This window comes from Frigoribacterium sp. Leaf186 (assembly GCF_001423905.1).
Classification (GTDB): domain Bacteria; phylum Actinomycetota; class Actinomycetes; order Actinomycetales; family Microbacteriaceae; genus Frigoribacterium.
On record NZ_LMPQ01000010.1, the window covers coordinates 429,399 to 447,658 of the forward strand.

The 18,260-nt window shown below is 73.5% G+C and carries 22 protein-coding genes; 12 read left to right on the forward strand and 10 right to left on the reverse strand.

Going from position 1 to position 18,260, the window contains the following annotated elements; genetic code table 11:
- The first annotated feature begins 4 nt into the window (after positions 1-4).
- Both ASG05_RS08750 and ASG05_RS08755 read left to right on the forward strand, forming a co-directional pair.
- Positions 5-460, forward strand: a complete 456-nt coding sequence (locus ASG05_RS08750) for a SprT-like domain-containing protein (RefSeq protein ID WP_056259833.1) — start codon at positions 5-7, stop codon at positions 458-460.
- A 157-nt stretch (positions 461-617) separates the two neighbouring features.
- Positions 618-1,262 (forward strand): CGNR zinc finger domain-containing protein, encoded by a 645-nt coding sequence (locus ASG05_RS08755; protein WP_056259835.1) that lies wholly within the window; start codon positions 618-620, stop codon positions 1,260-1,262.
- 158 nt (positions 1,263-1,420) lie between these two features.
- Here the strand turns inward: ASG05_RS08755 and ASG05_RS08760 are convergent, their stop codons facing one another.
- Together ASG05_RS08760 and ASG05_RS08765 are read right to left on the reverse strand one after the other, a co-directional pair.
- Positions 1,421-1,726, reverse strand: a complete 306-nt coding sequence (locus ASG05_RS08760; RefSeq protein WP_056259838.1) for a DUF427 domain-containing protein — start codon at positions 1,724-1,726, stop codon at positions 1,421-1,423.
- 48 nt (positions 1,727-1,774) lie between these two features.
- Positions 1,775-2,371 (reverse strand): hypothetical protein, encoded by a 597-nt coding sequence (locus ASG05_RS08765; RefSeq protein WP_082486571.1) that lies wholly within the window; start codon positions 2,369-2,371, stop codon positions 1,775-1,777.
- Between the two features lie 173 nt (positions 2,372-2,544).
- Between ASG05_RS08765 and ASG05_RS08770 the strand changes: the two genes are divergently transcribed.
- Positions 2,545-3,033 carry a hypothetical protein gene (locus tag ASG05_RS08770; RefSeq protein WP_056259839.1) on the forward strand — a complete coding sequence of 163 codons (489 nt, stop codon included), beginning with the start codon at positions 2,545-2,547 and terminating at the stop codon, positions 3,031-3,033.
- A gap of 97 nt (positions 3,034-3,130) precedes the next feature.
- Here the strand turns inward: ASG05_RS08770 and ASG05_RS08775 are convergent, their stop codons facing one another.
- The gene (locus tag ASG05_RS08775; protein WP_056259843.1) at positions 3,131-3,634 is read right to left on the reverse strand and encodes a nucleoside deaminase; all 504 of its coding nucleotides are present in this window, start codon (positions 3,632-3,634) and stop codon (positions 3,131-3,133) included.
- Positions 3,635-3,876: 242 nt separating this feature from the next.
- On the opposite strand from ASG05_RS08775, the gene ASG05_RS08780 reads away from it, so the two are divergent.
- The 3 genes from ASG05_RS08780 to ASG05_RS08790 all read left to right on the forward strand — a co-directional run bounded on the left by ASG05_RS08780 (position 3,877) and on the right by ASG05_RS08790 (position 7,443).
- Entirely contained in the window at positions 3,877-4,476 is a 600-nt protein-coding gene (locus ASG05_RS08780) for a DUF1684 domain-containing protein (protein WP_056260768.1), read from the forward strand.
- 539 nt (positions 4,477-5,015) lie between these two features.
- Positions 5,016-6,908 carry a DEAD/DEAH box helicase gene (locus ASG05_RS08785; protein ID WP_082486573.1) on the forward strand — a complete coding sequence of 631 codons (1,893 nt, stop codon included), beginning with the start codon at positions 5,016-5,018 and terminating at the stop codon, positions 6,906-6,908.
- 229 nt (positions 6,909-7,137) lie between these two features.
- The gene (locus ASG05_RS08790) at positions 7,138-7,443 is read left to right on the forward strand and encodes an EthD family reductase (protein ID WP_056259845.1); all 306 of its coding nucleotides are present in this window, start codon (positions 7,138-7,140) and stop codon (positions 7,441-7,443) included.
- Between the two features lie 64 nt (positions 7,444-7,507).
- Here the strand turns inward: ASG05_RS08790 and ASG05_RS16295 are convergent, their stop codons facing one another.
- The gene (locus tag ASG05_RS16295; RefSeq protein ID WP_157490145.1) at positions 7,508-8,086 is read right to left on the reverse strand and encodes a hypothetical protein; all 579 of its coding nucleotides are present in this window, start codon (positions 8,084-8,086) and stop codon (positions 7,508-7,510) included.
- A gap of 529 nt (positions 8,087-8,615) precedes the next feature.
- Positions 8,616-9,164 (reverse strand): NUDIX hydrolase family protein, encoded by a 549-nt coding sequence (locus tag ASG05_RS08800; RefSeq protein WP_056259849.1) that lies wholly within the window; start codon positions 9,162-9,164, stop codon positions 8,616-8,618.
- A 98-nt stretch (positions 9,165-9,262) separates the two neighbouring features.
- On the opposite strand from ASG05_RS08800, the gene ASG05_RS08805 reads away from it, so the two are divergent.
- Both ASG05_RS08805 and ASG05_RS08810 read left to right on the forward strand, forming a co-directional pair.
- Positions 9,263-9,967 (forward strand): alpha/beta hydrolase, encoded by a 705-nt coding sequence (locus ASG05_RS08805; RefSeq protein WP_082486574.1) that lies wholly within the window; start codon positions 9,263-9,265, stop codon positions 9,965-9,967.
- A gap of 93 nt (positions 9,968-10,060) precedes the next feature.
- Positions 10,061-10,738, forward strand: a complete 678-nt coding sequence (locus tag ASG05_RS08810) for an SIMPL domain-containing protein (RefSeq protein ID WP_056259851.1) — start codon at positions 10,061-10,063, stop codon at positions 10,736-10,738.
- 87 nt (positions 10,739-10,825) lie between these two features.
- On the opposite strand, the gene ASG05_RS08815 is transcribed toward ASG05_RS08810, so the two are convergent.
- Positions 10,826-11,914, reverse strand: coding sequence for a GNAT family N-acetyltransferase (locus tag ASG05_RS08815; RefSeq protein WP_056259853.1), 1,089 nt, complete (start codon positions 11,912-11,914; stop codon positions 10,826-10,828).
- Positions 11,915-12,042: 128 nt separating this feature from the next.
- Between ASG05_RS08815 and ASG05_RS08820 the strand changes: the two genes are divergently transcribed.
- The 3 genes from ASG05_RS08820 to ASG05_RS08830 all read left to right on the forward strand — a co-directional run bounded on the left by ASG05_RS08820 (position 12,043) and on the right by ASG05_RS08830 (position 14,422).
- Positions 12,043-12,468 (forward strand): DUF1810 domain-containing protein, encoded by a 426-nt coding sequence (locus ASG05_RS08820; protein ID WP_056259855.1) that lies wholly within the window; start codon positions 12,043-12,045, stop codon positions 12,466-12,468.
- Positions 12,469-12,584: 116 nt separating this feature from the next.
- The gene (pip, locus tag ASG05_RS08825; RefSeq protein ID WP_056259859.1) at positions 12,585-13,568 is read left to right on the forward strand and encodes a prolyl aminopeptidase; all 984 of its coding nucleotides are present in this window, start codon (positions 12,585-12,587) and stop codon (positions 13,566-13,568) included.
- On the forward strand, positions 13,565-14,422 hold the full coding sequence (locus tag ASG05_RS08830) for an NAD(P)H-binding protein (protein ID WP_056259860.1): 858 nt from the start codon (positions 13,565-13,567) through the stop codon (positions 14,420-14,422). Before pip ends, ASG05_RS08830 begins: the two co-directional genes overlap by 4 nt.
- Before the next feature lie 135 nt (positions 14,423-14,557).
- Here the strand turns inward: ASG05_RS08830 and ASG05_RS08835 are convergent, their stop codons facing one another.
- The gene (locus ASG05_RS08835; RefSeq protein WP_056259863.1) at positions 14,558-15,451 is read right to left on the reverse strand and encodes an SDR family oxidoreductase; all 894 of its coding nucleotides are present in this window, start codon (positions 15,449-15,451) and stop codon (positions 14,558-14,560) included.
- 124 nt (positions 15,452-15,575) lie between these two features.
- Here ASG05_RS08835 and ASG05_RS08840 point away from each other — a divergent pair, with 124 nt between their 5' ends.
- Positions 15,576-16,148, forward strand: a complete 573-nt coding sequence (locus ASG05_RS08840; protein ID WP_056259865.1) for a phosphatase PAP2 family protein — start codon at positions 15,576-15,578, stop codon at positions 16,146-16,148.
- A 38-nt stretch (positions 16,149-16,186) separates the two neighbouring features.
- Here the strand turns inward: ASG05_RS08840 and ASG05_RS08845 are convergent, their stop codons facing one another.
- From ASG05_RS08845 to ASG05_RS08855, 3 genes are read right to left on the reverse strand one after another with little or no spacing between them, the layout of a single operon-like run.
- Complete coding sequence (locus tag ASG05_RS08845; protein WP_056259866.1) at positions 16,187-17,185, reverse strand: aldo/keto reductase; 999 nt, start codon at positions 17,183-17,185, stop codon at positions 16,187-16,189.
- 10 nt (positions 17,186-17,195) lie between these two features.
- Positions 17,196-17,504: a hypothetical protein gene (locus ASG05_RS08850; protein ID WP_157490148.1), complete on the reverse strand. Its 309-nt coding sequence runs from the start codon at positions 17,502-17,504 to the stop codon at positions 17,196-17,198.
- Positions 17,505-17,554: 50 nt separating this feature from the next.
- Positions 17,555-18,199, reverse strand: a complete 645-nt coding sequence (locus tag ASG05_RS08855) for an FMN-dependent NADH-azoreductase (RefSeq protein WP_056259872.1) — start codon at positions 18,197-18,199, stop codon at positions 17,555-17,557.
- Positions 18,200-18,260: the final 61 nt, after the last annotated feature.

The window sequence follows — 18,260 nt, forward strand, 5'->3', positions numbered from 1 at the left end:
CGACGTGGCCGACCTCGACCGGGTGCGGCGCTGGGCCGCCGCGCTCATCGACCTGCACCTCGACCCCTCCGTGTGGAGCTTCGGCTTCGACAACGCGAAGACCCGCGCGGGCCTGTGCAACTACACGACCAAGCGCATCACGGTCTCGCGACACCTCGCGGGCCGCTACGACGACGACGAGATCCACCAGGTGCTGCTGCACGAGGTCGCCCACGCCCTCGCCGGGTCGCGTGCCGGCCACGGCCCGAGGTGGAAGGCCGTGGCGACCGACCTCGGCTACGTCGGCTCGCGCCTGCACGACGGAGCCATCGCCAGCGAACTCGCCCCCTGGGTCGGCGTCTGCCCCGCCGGGCACGAGCACTACCGGTACCGCCAGCCGGCCCGGCCGCTCGCCTGCGGCCGCTGCTCGCGGCGGTACGACCCCGCGCACCTGATCACCTGGACGAAGCGCGAGGTCTGACGCCGCGCCTCCCGGGGTGGGCCGTGCCGGGCCGTGGCGGGCCGGGCCGCGCCGCGGCGGCCGTGCCGTGCCGTGCCGTGTCCGTGCTCTGCCCGTACTCGTGCCGTGCGACGGGGAGTCGGTACGCAGGAGGCGCGTAACCGCTTAGGGTGGTCAGGTGCAGACCGGACAGTGGCTCAGATCCGACACCGACACCCGGTGGTTCTTCGACTCGGGGGCGCTCAGCCTCGACTTCGCGTACCTCGGCGGGTTCCGGGCCGGGTCGCGCTTCGGCCCGGAGTCGGGCCTCGACCTGCCCGCCGACGGGTCGACGCCGTGGGACGGCCTGCTGCTGCCGGCCGACCTCGACGACTGGACGCGCGAACGCTTCGACGGCATCGCCGGTTCGGCCGGCGACCGCGAGCTCGCCGACGCCCGGGGCCTGCGCGACGCGATCGCCCGGCTCGCCGTGGCCGCGGCCGACGGCACCTCGACCGACCCGGACGACGTCGACACGCTCAACCTGTTCGCCGCGCTGCCGGATGTGCCTCCTTCGCTCGAGGGCGGCCGCCGCCAGGCCGGCGCCGGGCGCCTGCGGCTCGGGCAGGCGATGGCGTCGGTGGCGCGCGACGCGGTGACCCTCTTCACGACCGTCGGCTTCGGCGGCGGACCGGACTCGCGCCTCCGTCGGTGCTCGAACGAGGCGTGCGGGCTCGTGTTCTTCGACGAGTCGCGGGCGGGCAGCCGCCGCTGGTGCTCGATGCAGCGGTGCGGCAACCGGGCGAAGGTGCGGGCGCACCGGGCACGGGCCGCCCGCGGCTGAGGCGGCGTCGGCCGCGACGGTCGGCGCCGACACCGGCTGGCCCGACCCTGCCCGCCCTGCCCTGCCCCACTGCGCTACGCCGCCACGAACTGAACACCCCGCCACGAGATCTCGTGGCGGGGTGTTCAGTTCGTGGCGGNNGCGTCCGGCGTCCGGCGTCAGTCGACGACCGAGACGTCCTTCCAGAAGGCGACGTAGCCCGAGTAGTCCTTGCCCACGCGCTCGAACGAGGTCGGGATGGGCGTGGGGTAGCTCCAGGCGCGGTCCTGCAGCACGTCGTCGCCCGACTTCACGCTGAAGTACTGGGTGTCGCCCTTCCACGGGCAGTGGTACTGGGTCGGGCTCTCGGTGAGCAGTTCGGTGTGGACGCTCGCGGGAGGGAAGTACCAGTTGCCCTCGATCGAGATCAGCTCGTCTTTCGAGGCCTCGGCGACGACGGTTCCGTCGGTGAGCACTGCCTTCATGGTTCCTCCTGCGGGTCGGGGCGACGTCAGGTCGCTCTCGCTGCAACGCTACGCCGGCAGGGTTGATTCCTCGACGGAGCCTGCCCGGAAGACCACTGCGACGCCGCCATCGGACGAGGAGGCGCGGGCCGCGTCGACCACGTCGCCCCGGTCGGTCGCCACCAGCTCGGCCGCCGAGGCCGACGCCGTCAGCAGGTGCGACGAGGCCCGCCGCAACGCCACGGCGGCGGCGCACGCGGCAGCCGCCTCGGGTGACGAGAAGTCGATGCCGACCGCGGCGAGCGCGTCGACCACCGTGCCGGCGGCGAGCTGGTCCTCGACGGCGGGCCGGAACCCGTCGGGCTCGACCGCGCCGGCGGCGACGATCGCGACGAGGGCCCGGTCGCCTCGGCGGGCCTGGCGCTCGACCACGTGCCGGGCGACGTCGGCCGCCGAGTCCGCCCCGGTGACGAGCAGCAGGTCGGCGTCGCGAGCGACGTCGGTGAGCTCGGCGACCGCCCGCACGGTCTCGTCACGACTCAGCGTGCCGTGGCCGTCGAGCACGTCGACCACGACGACGACGTGGGCCCCGGGTGCGACGCGGGCCGCTCCGGCCACCCCCTGGTCGAACCTCACCTGGTACTTCTGCTGGCCGTGCGAACTCATCGGACCAGCCTAGGCAGCCGCTGCGGGGCGTCGCCCGTGCGTGACGCGCCGTGACGGAGGTCGGTGCCCTCGACCGGCACCGCGCCTCCTGCCCTCCTGCCCTCCTGCCCTCCTGCAGAGCAGCCCGGACCGGGCCGACGGCCGCGATCAGGCGGCGGGAGTTGGATCGGTGCATGCACGTGCAGCTCAAGCTCCGCCTCGCCTGTTCCGTCGACGTCGCGACCGACGCCCTGCGCGACCCCCGCGTGATGGTCGCGGTGACGAAGCCGCTCGTGGTCTACCGGTCCGAGTCGCCGTCGGGCTTCCCCGACCGCTGGACCGAGGAGGCGCACCCGGTGTCGGCGAGCATCCTCGGCGTCCTGCCGCTCGGCAGCACGCACGTCGACCTCGACTGGCACGAACGCGACGGGGCGTGGATCCAGCGCGACACGGGACGCGGGACGAGCGGCCAGTTCGCCCGCATGCGCATCAACCACCGGATGGCCGTCGTGCCGGACGGCGCGGGGCACACGCTGCTGCGCGACCGCCTCGAGTTCCACGCCGGTCCGCTGGGCGTCTTGCTCTGGCCCGGGCTCTGGGCGACCTGGCAGTGGCGGGCCCTGCGCATGAAGGCCCTCGCCCCCACCTGGCGCGGCGCCTCGACCCACCCCAAGCACGCCTGACCATCGGTCGGCACCGACCCCCTCGAGCGGCGTCCGACGATCCGCCTAGGCAGGGGGTCCGCGCCGGACGGCAGGGTCGCCCGCATGACGGCCGGCGTCAGCCCCAGAAGCCGGCGTGCACGGCGGACGCCTCGTCGAACAGGGCAGGGCCCGACACCGACACCGCGCCTCCGCCTCGCGCGAAGACCTCGCGGCAGGGCAGGTCGAGGGTCGACTCGCCTTCTTGCTCGGTCACCATGCCGAGCAACTGCTGCTCGGCGAGCGCGTAGACGACCCGGCCGATGCCGGCCCAGTGGATCGCGCCGGCGCACATCGCGCACGGCTCGGTGCTCGTGTAGAGCGTCGCGGCCTTGAGCGTCGGTTTGTCGAACCGCTGCGCCACGAGCCGGACGAGGTTCGTCTCGGCATGGCCGGTCGGGTCGCCCTCGGTGACGACGGTGTTCTCGGCCTCGACGACGTCGCCGCGAGCCGTGAGCAGCAGCGAGCCGAACGGGTGGTTGCCGTGGTCGCGGGCATCCTGCGCGACCTCGATCGCGCGGTGCAGCTGCACCAGGTCTGCCGGGGTGACGGTGGGATCGGTGGTCGTGGTGTCGGTCGTCATGGGGCGAGCGTAGCCACGGGTCGCCCGTGCCCGGGGCCGTGAGGGTGGGGTGTGGACGGGTGCACGACCTGTGAGGGAGCCACGGGCGCGGCGGTGACCGCCTGCGTACGGTGGCAGGGGTGACCGACCCGACCAGCGCCTCCTCGTCTCCCGCCGAAACCTCCGCAGACACCGCCGCCGACACCTCGGCCGAGACCACCGCGCCGGCGCCCGCATCGACGCCCGCCCAGGGCGCCCTCGACATCGCGTCGTGGCGCCGGACGATCCACGGGCTCTACCGCGACGTGCGCGAGGCGACCGACCTGGCGGCGGCGCACGACCTGTGGCGGCGCACCCGTGACGAGCTGTTCTCGACGCACCCGTCGACCCCGCTGCTGCCCGAGGACCGCCCCGACTTCACCGGCCTGCCGACGAAGCCCTACGACCCGGCCTGGCGCTTCGAGGTCGCGGTCGAGCCCGCCGAGCCGCGCCGGATGGTCGTCGAGACCGGCACCGACGGCGACGTGCTCTTCGACCTGGTCGGCGTCGTCGACGTGCCCGGCGTCGGCAGCCTCGACGTGTGGAAGCTGGCGCAGTACGCGGGGGGCCTGTTCATCCCGGTCAAGGACGCCCTGGCCGGCAAGCCCGGCGGCACCTACGGCGGCGGACGGTACCTGATCGACTCGGTCAAGGGCGCCGACCTCGGTGCCGGCGGCGAGCCCGGCACGATCGTGCTCGACTTCAATTTCGCCTACAACCCGAGCTGCGCCTACGACCCGGCCTGGGCGTGCCCGCTCGCGCAGCCGGGCAACACGGTCGCGGTCGAGATCCCCGTCGGCGAACGGTACGGGCGCGCGCACTGAGGCGCACGACGACGCCACGTCACCACGTCGAGATGATCCGCGGCCTGTTCTCCTAGATGACGGACGCCGGGAGGCGCGGTGTCGGACACAGCCCACCCTCGGCCCTGAGGCGTGGCGCGGCGCCGAGTCGCTGAGGCGTCCTGAGGGCGCGACACGCGCCTCCTCGGCTCGTCCGCAACACCGGCGTGACGCGCACTGCACACCCGTGCAGACCACACCCGTCGCGTTTTCGGGCCCCAGCCGCTAGGCTGGGGTCACTTGCGAGCCGGTCCGATCGGCTCCCTGCGTCGTAGCACGCCCCTCACCGCCTCTCCGTCCTGGCACACACCCAGGCAGAACAGCAGGCGCGCGAAGCTCACTCTGCGGCGAAACGATCGTGCACACCTGCACCGTCGCCACACCTCGAGCCCGGCTACGACAGCCGTTCTCCCGGCACTGCCCCGCCCTCGTGCGAGCACGTCCCCGACGTGCCATCGCACCAGCAGGTGGTCAGGCAGCCTCGGCCCGGCTCGACACCGATGCCCCGAAAGGTGCACCACATGTCAACGAACACCCTCGACCAGGCGAACACCGCCCCCGAGAACACCGACGCCACGACCGTCGACGAGACGGCCGACGCCGTCACCTTCAGCTCGCTGGGCGTGCCCGCCCCGATCGTGAAGTCCCTCGCCGCCGAAGGCAAGACCACCGCGTTCCCGATCCAGGTCGACACGCTGCCCGACACGCTCGGCGGCCGCGACGTGCTCGGCCGCGGCAAGACCGGCTCGGGCAAGACCCTCGCCTTCTCCATCCCCATGGCCGCCCGCCTCGGCGGCAAGCTCGCCGGCGGCAACCGCCGCGCCGGCCGCCCCCTCGGCCTCGTGCTCGCCCCGACCCGCGAGCTCGCCACCCAGATCGACGCCGTGCTCGCCCCGCTCGCCGAGGCCTACGGCATGCGCACCACCACGATCTTCGGCGGCGTCTCGCAGAACCGTCAGGTGCAGGCCCTCAAGGCCGGCGTCGACATCATCATCGCCTGCCCCGGCCGCCTCGAAGACCTCATGAAGCAGGGCTTCGTCAAGCTCGACGCCATCGAGATCACCGTGCTCGACGAGGCCGACCACATGGCCGACCTGGGCTTCCTGCCCGGCGTCACGCGCATCCTCAAGGCCACCCCCAACGACGGCCAGCGCCTGCTCTTCAGCGCCACCCTCGACAACGGCGTGGACAAGCTGGTCAAGCAGTTCCTCCACAACGAGGTGCTGCACTCGGTCGACGAGGCCAACTCGCCCGTCGCCAAGATGACCCACCACGTCTTCGAGACGCCCGACGTCGACAGCAAGAACGCGCTGATCCAGAAGCTCGCGAGCGGCCAGGGCCGTCGCATCCTCTTCATGCGCACCAAGCACCACGCGAAGAAGCTCGCCAAGAAGCTCACCGAGTCGGGCATCCCCTCGGTGGACCTGCACGGCAACCTCTCGCAGCCGCAGCGTGACCGCAACCTCGCCGCCTTCCAGGACGGCAGCGCCCGCGTCCTCGTCGCCACCGACGTCGCCGCCCGTGGCGTGCACGTCGACGACATCGAGCTGGTCATCCACGTCGACCCGCCGACCGAGCACAAGGCGTACCTGCACCGCTCGGGCCGCACCGCCCGCGCCGGGGCCGAGGGCGACGTCGTCACCCTCGTCATCCCCAGCCAGAAGCGCGACGTCGCCCAGCTGATGAAGAAGGCCGACATCCGCCCGACCATCACCGCCGTGACGCCGAACTCGCCCGAGGTCGACGCCCTCGTCGGCCAGGTCGCCGCCTACGTCAAGCCCTCGCCCAAGGCTGCCGTCCAGCAGCAGCAGGGTGGCGGTGGACGCTCGCAGGGCGCCAACGCCCAGCGCAAGCGCGCCGCCCGTCAAGACAGCACCGGGGCCCCGATCGCCCGCAAGGACCGTTCGGGTCGTCCCAGCCAAGGAGGCGCGGGTCGCGGCTCCGAGGCCGGTCGCGCCGGTGCCGGTGCGGGTCGCTCGGCCGGCTCGCGTGACGGCGGCCGCCAGGGTGGCCGCGAGGGTGCGCGTCGCGACGCCGCCCCGCGCGGTGGCGCCTCGACCTTCTACTCGACCGAGTCCGGCCGCGGCGCCGTGACCCCGGTCGCCGACGACGCCCGGGGTGGCCGCGACGGAGCTCGCGACGAGACCCGTGGCACCCGCCAGACCGGTCGCCGCGCCCAGAGCAGCGGCACCCAGAGCGACGGCGGCCAGAGCCGCACCAACGCCGTCCGCAACGACCAGGCCGAGTTCGCCGCGTCGCTCGGCGGTTCGCGCGACGGCGAGCAGCGCAGCGGTGGCCAGCGCTCCGGCGGACGCCGCTCCTCCTCCGAGGGTGGCCGTCCCGGCTCGCTCAAGGTCGGCGGCCTCGTCGGCGGCAAGGCCCGCACCGGCGGCGGCCAGCGCGGCGGTCGCTGAGGCGACCACGCCGGTGGGGTGGGCCGTCCTGACGGGACGACCCGCGCCTCCTGAGCTCTGACACACGGACCGACCCCGGTCCGGACGACGCACCCGAAGGCTCGGGTCGCGTCGCCCGGCCCGGGGTCGTTCGTTTAGCGGCCACGTGCAGACTGCGCACAGACTCCGCCGGTTGGGTGTCGATCGGACCGCCGACGGTCCGCGCCATCCTCCGACGAAAGGCCGCCCCGTGCCCACCAAGATCACGATCGTCTACGACAACCCGACCGACCCCGCCGCGTTCGAGGCGGACTACCCCGCATCGCTCGAGCTGGCCCGGAAGCTGCCCGGCCTCGAGCGCCTCGAGTCCGCCAAGGTCTGGCCGAAGGAGGACGGCACCGAGACGCCGGCCTACCGCACGCTCGACCTGTACTTCGCCGACTACGACGCCGCGAGTGCCGCCGTCGCGGGCCCCGAGGCCGCCGAGTTCTTCCCGACCGTCTTCGCCCTCGGCGAGGCCGGCCTGAAGGCGCTCTTCTCCGACATCGAGCAGTAGCCGCTCGCGTCAGACCCCACGAAACCGCCGAGACCCCCACGCGCGCACGGGGGTCTCGGCGACTTCATGGGGTTTCGGCGATCCACGGCCCGTGCGAACAGCGGGCCAGGCCGGCAGCGGACAGCTTGTCGATCATGGGGCGCTGCCTCAGGGCGTCGTCCCACGTCCACCGGGCGAACCCACGGACGCCGGGCACGGCGCGGATGCGGTCCTCGCGGAGCTTCTCGTCGACCACGACCTGCTCAGGTGTCCTGCCGCCACGTTCGGTTCGGCCGAGGTACTTCACGAGGCCGTCGAACTCTCCGACGACCCCGCAGCACGGCCACCAGAAGTCGACCCGGCCGATGCGTCCTTCGGCGTCGTGGAACCACTTCTGCAGGACCGGTCGCGCGAGCCGGGCCTCGTACATGCCTGCCCGGCTGAGTGATTCACCCGCAGACTCGGAGAGCGGGTCGGCCAGTGCCAGGGCCAGGGCGGCCACCTTGGTGCCCCGGAACGCGGAACGGGCCTCGAGGTACGAACGAGCCACCACCCGGTCGAACGCCCGCGAACGGAGCCCGTGGTCGATCACGACCAGACCCCCGCGGAGGTCACGGGTGCGGGCGACGTCGAGAGCTGCCCGGACGGGTACGAGGGAGGGCATGCCCCACCTGGTCGTCAGATCGCCGGCGCCGACACGGGCGGCATGCCGGACGAGCGTCGACGACGTCAGGGTGCGGCAGCGCCGTCGGTCGACGACGTGCACGCGCTCGGGCCACTGGCCGAGCAGTGGGAACCCGTGAAGGGCGAGTGCCGACTCGTGCGAGACGACGACGTCCGACGTCAGCCGGCCGACGACACCCCGGACCCGCAAGGCATGTCGCTGACGTGGATCGGCCTCGGTCCAGGTCGATGCGGGGACGAAGGCTCCGGGGGCGACTCGCACGAGTTCGCCGACTCGGACACGGCGGCGGAGCTCGTGGTCGTCACGACCACCGCGCAGCCAGGTCGTCCGTCGAATGAGGTCGTCGTCGGAGGCAGGCACGGACTCGAGCCTGGCCGATCGTCGCGACGCGCGCCTCCCGCAGCCGCCTGCCTGTGGACAACTGCACCAGACCCCAGAAAGTCGCCGAGGCCCCTGCTCGCGCCCAGGGGTCTGAGCGACTTGCTGGGGTCTGGGGTGGTGGGGGCGGCTAGTGCAGGGCGCCGACGGAGGCGAGGGCGCTGCGGAGCAGGGAGCCGCGGCCGCCCTCCATCTCGGCCGCGACCTCGTCGGAGGCGGCCTGGTGCGGGGTCAGCCAGGTCAGCTCGAGGGCGTCCTGCCGCGGGTCGCAGGTGCCGGTGACGGGCACGACGTAGGCGAGCGACACCGCGTGCTGGCGCGGGTCGGTGTAGACCGACGAGCCGGGCAGCGGGAAGTACTCGGCCACCTGGAACGGCACGGGCGACGCCGGCAGCTGCGGGAACGCCATCGGCCCGAGGTCCTTCTCGAGGTGGCGGAACAGAGCGGTGCGCAGGCTCTCGCCGTACATCACGCGGCCCGAGACGAGCATGCGCGAGATCGACCCCTCGTCGGAGGCGCGGAGCAGCACCCCGACCTCGGTCACGACCCCCATGCCGTCGGTCCGCACGGGCACGGCCTCGACGTACAGGATCGGCAGGTGCTGCCGCGCGTGGAAGAGCTCGTCTTCCGAGAGCCAGCCGGGATTGGGGTCGGGGTCGGGTGTCCGCACGGAACTCATGCGCCATTCTTACCGGTCCGGCAGCGCGATCGCGGCGCGTGACGCTACGGGCGAACAGCACCGGCCCCGATGTCGGCACCCGTCGCTAGGCTCGGCCCATGGTGCAGATCGACCCGTCCCTCGTCCAGTGGTCCGCCGTCGAGGCCGAGCGCGAGGGGCGACCGCTGCTCGTGCTGCTGCACGGCGTGGGCTCGCACGAGGGCGACCTGATCGGCCTCACCCCGTACCTGCCGCAGCAGTTCGTGGCCGCGTCGCTCCGGGCACCGCTGCCGCACGGCGACGGCTTCTCGTGGTACCCGCTCTCGACGCCCGGCGCACCCGACCCCGGCGCCGTCGACGACGCGGCCGAGGCCGTCCTCGCCTGGCTCGACACCCTGCCCGACGTCCACCCGAGCGTCAGCCTGCTCGGCTTCTCGCAGGGCGGCTCGCTGTCGCTGCAGCTGCTGCGGCACGCGCCCGAGCGGTTCGCCTTCGCCGCCGTGCTGGCCGGCTTCGTTGTCCCCGCCGCGGGTGACGACGCGCTCGAGCGTGCCGGCGCGCGCGACGAGGCCCTGGCCGCCGCGCGACCCGCGGTGTTCTACGGTCGCGGCGACGTCGACCAGGTGATCCCCGTCGAGGCGGTCGAGCGCACCCAGGCCTGGCTCGACGAACACGCCGACGCCGAGCAGACCGTCTACCCCGGGCTCGCGCACGGCGTCTCGCAAGAAGAACTCGACGACCTCAACGCGTTCATCGGTCGCGTCATGGCGACACCGATCACCGACGCCGGCACCCCGGTGGCCGCGGCCGACCCGGCCGGGTGAGCCGCCGGGCGTCGACCGGGCCGGCCGCCCACGGCCGCCGACGCCCCCCCCTGACAGACCCTGCAGCACCCGTCGAGACGAAGGAGGCGCGCGATGGCGACGCTCTCGGTGTCCGGTTCCGCCACCCACCGCCACCGTGCCGAGCGCGGTGTCGTCCACCTCAGCGTCGGCTTCGAGGGCGACGACCGCGAGAAGGTCGTGCGCGACACCGCCGGGGTGCACGCCCGCCTCACCGAGCAGGCCACCGCCTGGCGCCGACAGGAGGCCGCCACCTGGTGGAGCGCCCAGAGCGTCACCGTCGGGGTCGTGACCGAGGCGGTGACCGACCGCAGTGACGGCGGCGAGCCGAGCCGCGCCTCCTCGGTCGTGAGGTTCCGCACGCGGGCGGCCGTCGACGTCCGGTTCAGCGACTTCGACGCGTTGGCGTCGTGGGTGGGCGACGTCGCCGTCGAGCCCGGGGTGACCATCGAGTGGATCGAGTGGTCGCTGAGCCACGCCCGACGCCCCGAGGTCGAGAAGGCCGTGCGGGTCGCCGCGATCGCCGACGCGGTCGGCCGGGCCGGCGACTACGCCGAGGCCCTCGGGCTCGGGCAGCCGACGCTGCAGTCGGTCTTCGAGCCGGGGCTGCGGCCGGGGGCGTCGGGTGGTGGCAGCCCGTTCGGCCTCGCCCGCGCCGCCGCGACGTTCTCGACGGGCGGCCCCACCACGTTCGACCTGCACCCCGACGACATCGAGGTCACCGCCGAGGTCAGCGCCGACTTCGTCGCATGACCCGGCCGGCCCTCGCGGGCCGGCACCGTCCGCCGCTCGGGTTCGGCATGCCTCGGCACGATCCGCCGGTGGGGTTCGGCACGTGCCTCAGAGCAGCCGGTGCCAGACCCCCTCGACGCCGACCGGCACGAACCCGACGGCTTCGTTGACGGCGAGCATCGGGCGGTTCTCCTCGGCGTTGAAGGTCAGCACGGCCGACCGCCCGGGGCGTTCGACGGCGAGTTGGTCGAGGTTCGCGACCTTCACCAGCCAGCCGAGCCGGTGCCCGCGGTGGTCCCGCCGCACGAGGGTCATCTGCTGCATCACCGGGCGGGAGGCGTCGTCGGGCACCGCGAGATCGGAGCACGCCACGAGTCGACCCGACGGCACGTGCTCCGCCGCGGCGGTCAGCGACGCCCGTCCGGTCGAGGCACGTCGCCGTTCCGCCTCGACGAGTCGTTCGACGGTCCAGACGTCCTCGGGTTCGGGCACGTCACCCGTCGGCGCGTCGGTGCTCAACGCGGTCGCCATCGCCGCGACGTCGGACCGCCACGGCCGGGGCGTGGGGCCCGACCAGGTGTGGACGCGGTACTCGTCGCCCGCCGCGGCCCGCGCCTCGGAACGGATCGCGGCCAGCGCCTCCTCGTCCACCGGCAGCGGGAGTCGGCTGATGCGCTCGACCTGGCCGAGCGCGTAGCCGCGGGCGAGCGCGAAGCGGACCTCCGAGGAGGCGCGGGGCACCCCGCCGTGACCGGTCGAGGCCTCGAGGCGGTCGGCCGGCGCGGCGCCCTGGGCCGAGGCGACGAACGAGATGGCGTCGGTGCGACCGGCGGCCCGGGCGACGGCCTCGACGTGGTCGAGCAGGGCCGTGCCGACGCCGCGACGAAGGTGCTCGCGGGCGACGGCGACCCCGAGCCAGCACGTCGTCACCGCCGGGTCGGCGAGGGTCTCGTACGTCGCCTGCCCGACGATGCGGCCCCCGGACCGGACGACGAAGAGCCGCCGAGGCGAGAAGGGGTCGTGCCACTGCGGGAGTTGTTCGGCGGGGCCGAAGTCGAGGTCGCCGAAGCCGAGCACCTCGGCCTGCACGGCGTTCTCGAGGGCGACGGCCTCGACGTAGTCCGCGACACGGGCGGCGTGCCCGCCGGGCTCGAGGGTGGTGGGGACGACGAGTTCGTCGATGACGAGGTCGGTCACGGGGTCTCCCGGGCTGGAGGTGGTCGGCGGCCACCCGCCTGCCACCCGGTCGGGCAGCCCGCCAGCCTAGCGTCGAGGCCCGCCGTCACGCGAGCACCTGCGGTGAGGGCGCGGCGTAGAACGGACTCATGGACGTCCCCTACGACCTGCAGCGCTTCGTCGACGCCCAGGACGCCGCCGCGACGCACGAGAGAGCACTCGGCGAGCTGCGCAGGGGACGCAAGTCGTCGCACTGGATGTGGTTCGTCCTGCCCCAGATCGCCGGTCTCGGCCACAGCGGCATGGACCGCACCTACTCGATCCGGTCGCTCGACGAGGCACGGGCCTACCTCGAACACCCCGTGCTCGGCCCCCGGCTGCGCGAGGCGGCCGGCGTCGTCGCCGAGGCACCCGCCCCGAGTGCGGACGACCTGATGGGCGGCGTCGACGCCATCAAGCTGCGCTCGTCGATGACGCTGTTCGGGCGGGCCGACCCGTCCGAACCGGTGTTCCGCGCCGTGCTCGACCGCTGGTTCGACGGCGACGAGGACGACCTGACGCTCGCCCGCCTCTGAGCCCCGCGACCGTCCGGCACAGGTCACCTCGTCCCCAGCCGAGGAGGCGCGGGTCACCACCCACAGGTCCGTCACCTCGCCGTCCGGCGTCGGTGCCCCCGGCTACGCTCGTCGACATGCCTCCGCTCTACCCCGAGATCGAACCGTACGACTCCGGCCTGCTCGACGTCGGCGACGGCCAGCACGTGTGGTGGGAAGAATGCGGCGCTCCCGACGGCAAGCCCGTGGTCTTCTTGCACGGCGGGCCCGGCAGCGGCTCGTCACCCGCCCACCGTCGGCTGTTCGACCCGGCGCGGTACCGGATCGTGCTGCTCGACCAGCGCGGGGCGGGCCGCAGCACGCCGCACGCAGGCACGTTCGGCACCGACCTCTCGACGAACACGACGCAGCACCTCGTCGCCGACCTCGAGGTGCTCCGCGAGCACCTCGGCATCGAGCGATGGCAGGTCTTCGGCGGCTCGTGGGGCTCGGCGCTGGCCCTCGCCTACGCCGAGAGCCACCCCGACCGGGTCACCGAGCTCGTGTTGCGAGGCGTCTTCACGCTGCGCCAGAGCGAGCTCGACTGGTTCTACGAGGGTGCCGCCTCGAACGTGCTGCCCGACCGGTGGCAGGGGTACCTCGCCCCCGTGCCGGTGCGAGAACGTCGGCCGGGCGGGCTGATCGAGGCCTACTCGCGCCTGCTGGCCGACCCCGATCCGGCCGTGCACGGGCCCGCCGCCGTGGCCTGGTCGACGTGGGAGGCCTCGGCGATCACGCTGCTGCCCCGACCCGACCTCGTCGAGCGCTACTCCGACCCGGCGTTCGCCCTCGCCTTCGCCCGCATCGAGAACCACTACTTCGTCAACCGCGGCTTCGTCGACGAGGGGCAGTTGATCCGTGACGCGCACCTCGTGGCGCACATCCCCACGGTGATCGTGCAGGGCCGCTACGACCTGTGCACCCCGGCGACCACGGCCTTCGACCTGCACGCCGCACTGCCCGACGCCGAGTTCGTCCTGGTCGACGACGCGGGGCACGCGTTCGACGAGCCGGGCATCCTCGACGCGCTGATCGCGGCGACCGACCGGTTCGCCGGCTCCGCCGACGAGGCCTCGCGATGACGGTCGTGCTGGCCGGCTGCGGCGACCTCGGCACCGAGGCCGCGCTCCGCTTCGCATCGCTCGGGCACCGGGTGATCGGGCTCCGGCGGTCCGCCGACCTGCTGCCCGACGTCATCGAGGGCGTGTCGGTCGACCTGAGCACGACCCGCCCGACGATCCCCGCCGACACCGAGGTCGTCGTCGTCGCCCTCTCGGCAGGGTCGCGCGACGTCGACACCTACCGCGCGTCGTACGTCGATGGTCTGCGGAACGTCCTCGACGCCCTCGACGAGGCGGGTGCCGCCGACGCCCGGGTGCTGTTCGTCTCGTCCACCGCCGTGTACGACGTCGACGACGGCAGCGTCGTCGACGAGGCGACCCCGGCGACCGGGGCCTCGCCCACGGCCGAGGTCATCCTCGAGGCCGAGGCGTTGCTGCACGAGCGCCGACCCGACGGCATCGTGCTCCGGCTCGGCGGCATCTACGGCCCCGGCCGTGAGCGACTGATCGAGCAGGTGCGAGGGGGCGAGGCCCGGTCGGCCGAGCCGGCCGGCAGCTCGCCGCACACGAACCGCATCCACCGCGACGACGCGGCCGCCGCGATCGTCCACCTCACGACGACCCCGGGCGTGACCGACGACCTGTACGTGGGGGTCGACGACGAGCCGTCGAGGCTCGACGACGTGCTGACGTTCGTGGCCGGCGAACTGGGGGTGCCCGTGCCGCCGAGCGCGCCTCCTCGGGGTCGCCAGGCCGGGGGCGACAAGCGACTGTCGAACGCCCGCCTGCGCGGCACCGGGTTCGCCTTCACGTACCCGACCCACCGCGAGGGGTACCGCGCCGTGATCGCGGGCGAGGGCGTGCGGCACCCCTGATCCCGGGCCCGCGTGGCCAGGCGCGGCCCGGCCCGGCGCGGCACGCCCCGAATCAGAACACCGTCGAGTGGACGAAGCACCGCGGTGTTCAGCGGTGCCTCGTCCACTCGACGGTGTCCTCGGAGGCTGAGTGACCTAGTGGATCGGCGTGCCACCCGTGACGGCGATGGTCTCGCCGCTGATGTAGCTCGACTCCTGGCTGGCCAGGAAGACGAACGACGGGGCGAGCTCGACGGCCTGGCCGGGGCGACCGTAGGCGGCCTCCGAACCGAAGCTCTCGATCTTCTCGTTCGGCACGAAGGCCGGCTGCAGCGGCGTCCAGACCGGGCCGGGAGCGACGCCGTTGACGCGGATGCCACGCTCGGCGAGCTGCTGGGCCATGGCGCGGGTCCAGTTGGCGATGCCGGCCTTCGACACGGCGTACTCGGCGAGGTCGGGCGACGGCTGGAAGCCCTGGATCGACGACGTGGTGATGATCGACGCACCCGGCTTCAGGTGCGTCGACGCGGCCTTCGTCAGCCAGAAGAGCGGGTAGATGTTGGCCTTCAGCACGTGGTCGAGGGTCTGGGTCTCGAAGTCGTCGATGCTGCTGACCGTCGGCATGACGCCGGCGATGATCGCGAGGATGTCGAGCCCGCCGAGTTCGGCGACCGTCTTCTCGACGACGTCGACGTTGGTCTGCTCGACCTGCAGGTCGCCCGGCAGCAGGACGGCCGTCCGACCGGCCTCACGGACGAGGGCGGCGACCTCCTCGGCCTGCGACTGCTCGTCGGCGAGGTAGCTCAGCGCGACGTCGGCACCCTCTCGGGCGAAGGCGATGGCGGTGGCGCGACCGATGCCGCTGTCGGCACCGGTGACGAGGGCCTTGCGGCCGGCCAGGCGGCCGCTGCCGACGTAGCTGGTCTCGCCGTGGTCGGGCTCGGGCTTCATGGCGTGGACGTCGCCGGGGGCGCTCTGCTGTTGGTGCTCGAACGGCGGCTGCGGGTACTGGGTGACGGGGTTCTGGGGCGTGTACATGTTGTCTGCCATGTCCCCGGTGTACGCGGCGGCCGTCGCCGACCGGCCAGCTTGTACCCCTCGACCCGTCCGCCGCCTCGTGCGTCCACCCCGAGGAGGCGCGGGCACCGTCCCCGAGGAAAGATACGGTGGACCGGTGCCCCTGCTCCCCCTGCCCTCCGAGACGCCCCGTCAGGTCCTGCCCGCCTGGGTGCTGCGTGCCGACCGTCGGGCCGCGAAGCGCATCAACGCGGTCCGCGGCGTTCCCGTCGTCGACCGGAACCTCAGCCGCCTCAGCCACTTCGCCGACCACGGGCTGCTGTGGGCGGCCGTGGCCACGGGCCTGGCCCTCGTCGGCCAGCGGCGGGCCGCCGTCCGCGGCGCGCTCTCGCTCGGCTTCGCCAGCGCCATGGCGAACATCGTGGGCAAGCGCATCTTCGGCGGCAACCGCCCGCTGATCGACGACGTCCCGATCGAGCGACGGCTGCGCAGCCAGCCGCTCTCGGCGTCGTTCCCCTCCGGCCACGCGGCGTGTGCCGCCGGCTTCGTCACCGGCGTCGCGATCGAGTCGCCCGGGGCCGCGGCAGCCCTCGTGCCACTGGCCGGCGCGGTCTCGTGGTCGCGCCTCCACGTGGGGGCTCACTGGACGTCCGACGTGGTCGGCGGGCTGATCATCGGCTCGGGCGTGGCGTTGATCGGCCGTCTCGTGGCGACCCCGGGCCCGCGCTGACCCGACCCGTCATGCGGGTGCGCGGCGTCGTGCCGGGGCTACCAGCGGCCGTGCACGGCCTCGCGGAAGTACTGGTCGTAGATGCGGACGACCTCGCTGTCGAGCCCGTCGTCGAGGTCGCCCACGCTGCCCGCCGCCGCGTTCGCGGTCGCCTGGGCCACGTTGCGCGCGCCGGGGATCACCGTGCTGACGCCCGGCTGCTCGACGATCCAGGCGAGGGCCGCCTGCGGGACGGTGACGCCGTCGGGGACGGCGGCGGCGAACTCCTGCGCGGCGGCGACGCCCTGCTCGAAGTCGACGCCGCTGAAGGTCTCGCCCTGGTCGAACGCCTCGCCGTGACGGTTGTAGCTGCGGTGGTCGTTCTCGGCGAACGTCGTCTCGGTCGTGTACTTGCCCGACAGCAGGCCGCTGGCCAGGGGCACGCGGGCGATGATGCCGACCCCGGCGCGCTGCGCGGCGGGCAGGACCTCGTCGAGCGGCTTGAGCCGGAAGGCGTTGAGGATGATCTGCACGGTCGCGAGGTTCGGCCGCGCGATGGCGGTCAGGGCCTGGGCGGTCTCCTCGACGCTGACGCCGTAGGCACGGATCGCCCCGGCCTCGACCAGCTCGTCGAGCGCGTCGTAGACGGCGTCGCTCTCGAACACGGCGGTCGGAGGGCAGTGCAGCTGCACCAGGTCGAGCGTGTCGACGCCGAGGTTGCGACGCGAACGGTCGGTCCAGGCGACGAAGTTCTCCTTGACGTAGTTCGACGGCACCTGCTCGAGACGACGACCCATCTTGGTCGCGACGGTGAGCGGCACGTCGGGGTTCGACGCACGGAAGCGCCCGATGATCTGCTCGCTCCGGCCGTCGCCGTAGACGTCGGCGGTGTCGAAGAAGGTCACCCCCGACTCGACGGAGGCGCTCAGCACGTCGAGCGCGTCGCTCTCGGAGACGTCGCCCCAGTCGGCTCCGAGCTGCCAGGTGCCGAGGCCGACGACCGAGACGGGTCGGTCGGCGAGGAAGGATGAACGGGTTCCGAGGGTGCGGCTCTGCATGCCGCCGAGCCTAGCGACGCCGGTCGTCGCCCCGCCCAGGCTGCGCGTCGGGACGAGGCCGCCCGTCGGGACGAGGCCGCCCGTCGGGACGTCGCTGCCCGTCGGTACGTCGCTGCCCGTCGGGACGACGCTGCCCGGCGGGACGCTGCCGGGACGCGTTCACGCTGCGGACGAGCGCGTACGACACGACGACCGAGACGAACGCGGCGAACAGGAAGGCGGCGCCGAACCCGGCTTGCCCCTGCAGCAGCCGGACGAGCCCGATGATGGCGAGGGCCGCGGACAGCATGCCGAAGACCCGAGCGACGACGGACGTCACGCGACGCGCGGCACCGGCCCGGCGACCGCCCCGGGGACGCGACGACACCGTCAGCCGAGGCGACGGGCCGAGGCGACCGCCGCCTCCTTCGCCTCGCCGAGCTCGCGGACGGCACGCTCGCGCGCTTCGTCGGGCATGGGCAGGCGATCGCTCAGCGTGAGGTTCGTGGTGATGGTCTCGACACGCATGCCGAGGGTCGCGCCGAGGACGATCTCGAGCACCGGGACGGCGTGGTCATAGCCCGCCGTGGGCGTGCCGGGGTCGTAGGAGCCGCCGCGGCTCGTGACCACGACCGCGGTGCGTCCGAGCATCGGCTGCTGGTCGTCGCCGTCGAAGGGGGCGGTGACCCCGGGCAGGTGGATGTTGTCGACCCAGGCCTTCAGCGTCGAGGGCAACGAGTAGTTGTACAGCGGGGCGCCGATCAGCACGACGTCGGCGGCCACGAGCTCGGTGATGAGCGCCTGCTGCAGGGCCTCGTGCGCGGGGTCGGGGGCGTCGCCCGCGCGCCGCAACCGCGGAGGCCAGTGCAGCGCGCTGTCGCTCAGGTGCGGCAGGGGGTCGACGTGCAGGTCGCGACGGGTGACGGCGTGGTCGTCGCCGAGGTCGCGCCAGGCGTCGGCGAACGCCGCGGTGATGGCGCGCGAACGACTCGTCGTGAGGTCGGCGGACGAGTCGAGGTGCAACAGGTTCGGCATGCGCCCACCGTAGCCGGGGCCGCCGACGCCGCCGGCCGGTTGCGCCGTCTAGGAGAGCGCC

What these genes read in the sequence shown, in the direction of transcription:
- ASG05_RS08760 (WP_056259838.1), bottom strand. Translation starts at nt 1,726, where the DNA reads ATGAAGGCAGTGCTCACCGACGGAACCGTCGTCGCCGAGGCCTCGAAA.
- ASG05_RS08765 (WP_082486571.1), bottom strand. Translation starts at nt 2,371, where the DNA reads ATGAGTTCGCACGGCCAGCAGAAGTACCAGGTGAGGTTCGACCAGGGG.
- ASG05_RS08770 (WP_056259839.1), top strand. Translation starts at nt 2,545, where the DNA reads ATGCACGTGCAGCTCAAGCTCCGCCTCGCCTGTTCCGTCGACGTCGCG.
- ASG05_RS08775 (WP_056259843.1), bottom strand. Translation starts at nt 3,634, where the DNA reads ATGACGACCGACACCACGACCACCGATCCCACCGTCACCCCGGCAGAC.
- ASG05_RS08785 (WP_082486573.1), top strand. Translation starts at nt 5,016, where the DNA reads ATGTCAACGAACACCCTCGACCAGGCGAACACCGCCCCCGAGAACACC.
- ASG05_RS16295 (WP_157490145.1), bottom strand. Translation starts at nt 8,086, where the DNA reads ATGCCCTCCCTCGTACCCGTCCGGGCAGCTCTCGACGTCGCCCGCACC.
- ASG05_RS08800 (WP_056259849.1), bottom strand. Translation starts at nt 9,164, where the DNA reads ATGAGTTCCGTGCGGACACCCGACCCCGACCCCAATCCCGGCTGGCTC.
- ASG05_RS08805 (WP_082486574.1), top strand. Translation starts at nt 9,263, where the DNA reads ATGGTGCAGATCGACCCGTCCCTCGTCCAGTGGTCCGCCGTCGAGGCC.
- ASG05_RS08810 (WP_056259851.1), top strand. Translation starts at nt 10,061, where the DNA reads ATGGCGACGCTCTCGGTGTCCGGTTCCGCCACCCACCGCCACCGTGCC.
- ASG05_RS08820 (WP_056259855.1), top strand. Translation starts at nt 12,043, where the DNA reads ATGGACGTCCCCTACGACCTGCAGCGCTTCGTCGACGCCCAGGACGCC.
- pip (WP_056259859.1), top strand. Translation starts at nt 12,585, where the DNA reads ATGCCTCCGCTCTACCCCGAGATCGAACCGTACGACTCCGGCCTGCTC.
- ASG05_RS08830 (WP_056259860.1), top strand. Translation starts at nt 13,565, where the DNA reads ATGACGGTCGTGCTGGCCGGCTGCGGCGACCTCGGCACCGAGGCCGCG.
- ASG05_RS08835 (WP_056259863.1), bottom strand. Translation starts at nt 15,451, where the DNA reads ATGGCAGACAACATGTACACGCCCCAGAACCCCGTCACCCAGTACCCG.
- ASG05_RS08845 (WP_056259866.1), bottom strand. Translation starts at nt 17,185, where the DNA reads ATGCAGAGCCGCACCCTCGGAACCCGTTCATCCTTCCTCGCCGACCGA.
- ASG05_RS08855 (WP_056259872.1), bottom strand. Translation starts at nt 18,199, where the DNA reads ATGCCGAACCTGTTGCACCTCGACTCGTCCGCCGACCTCACGACGAGT.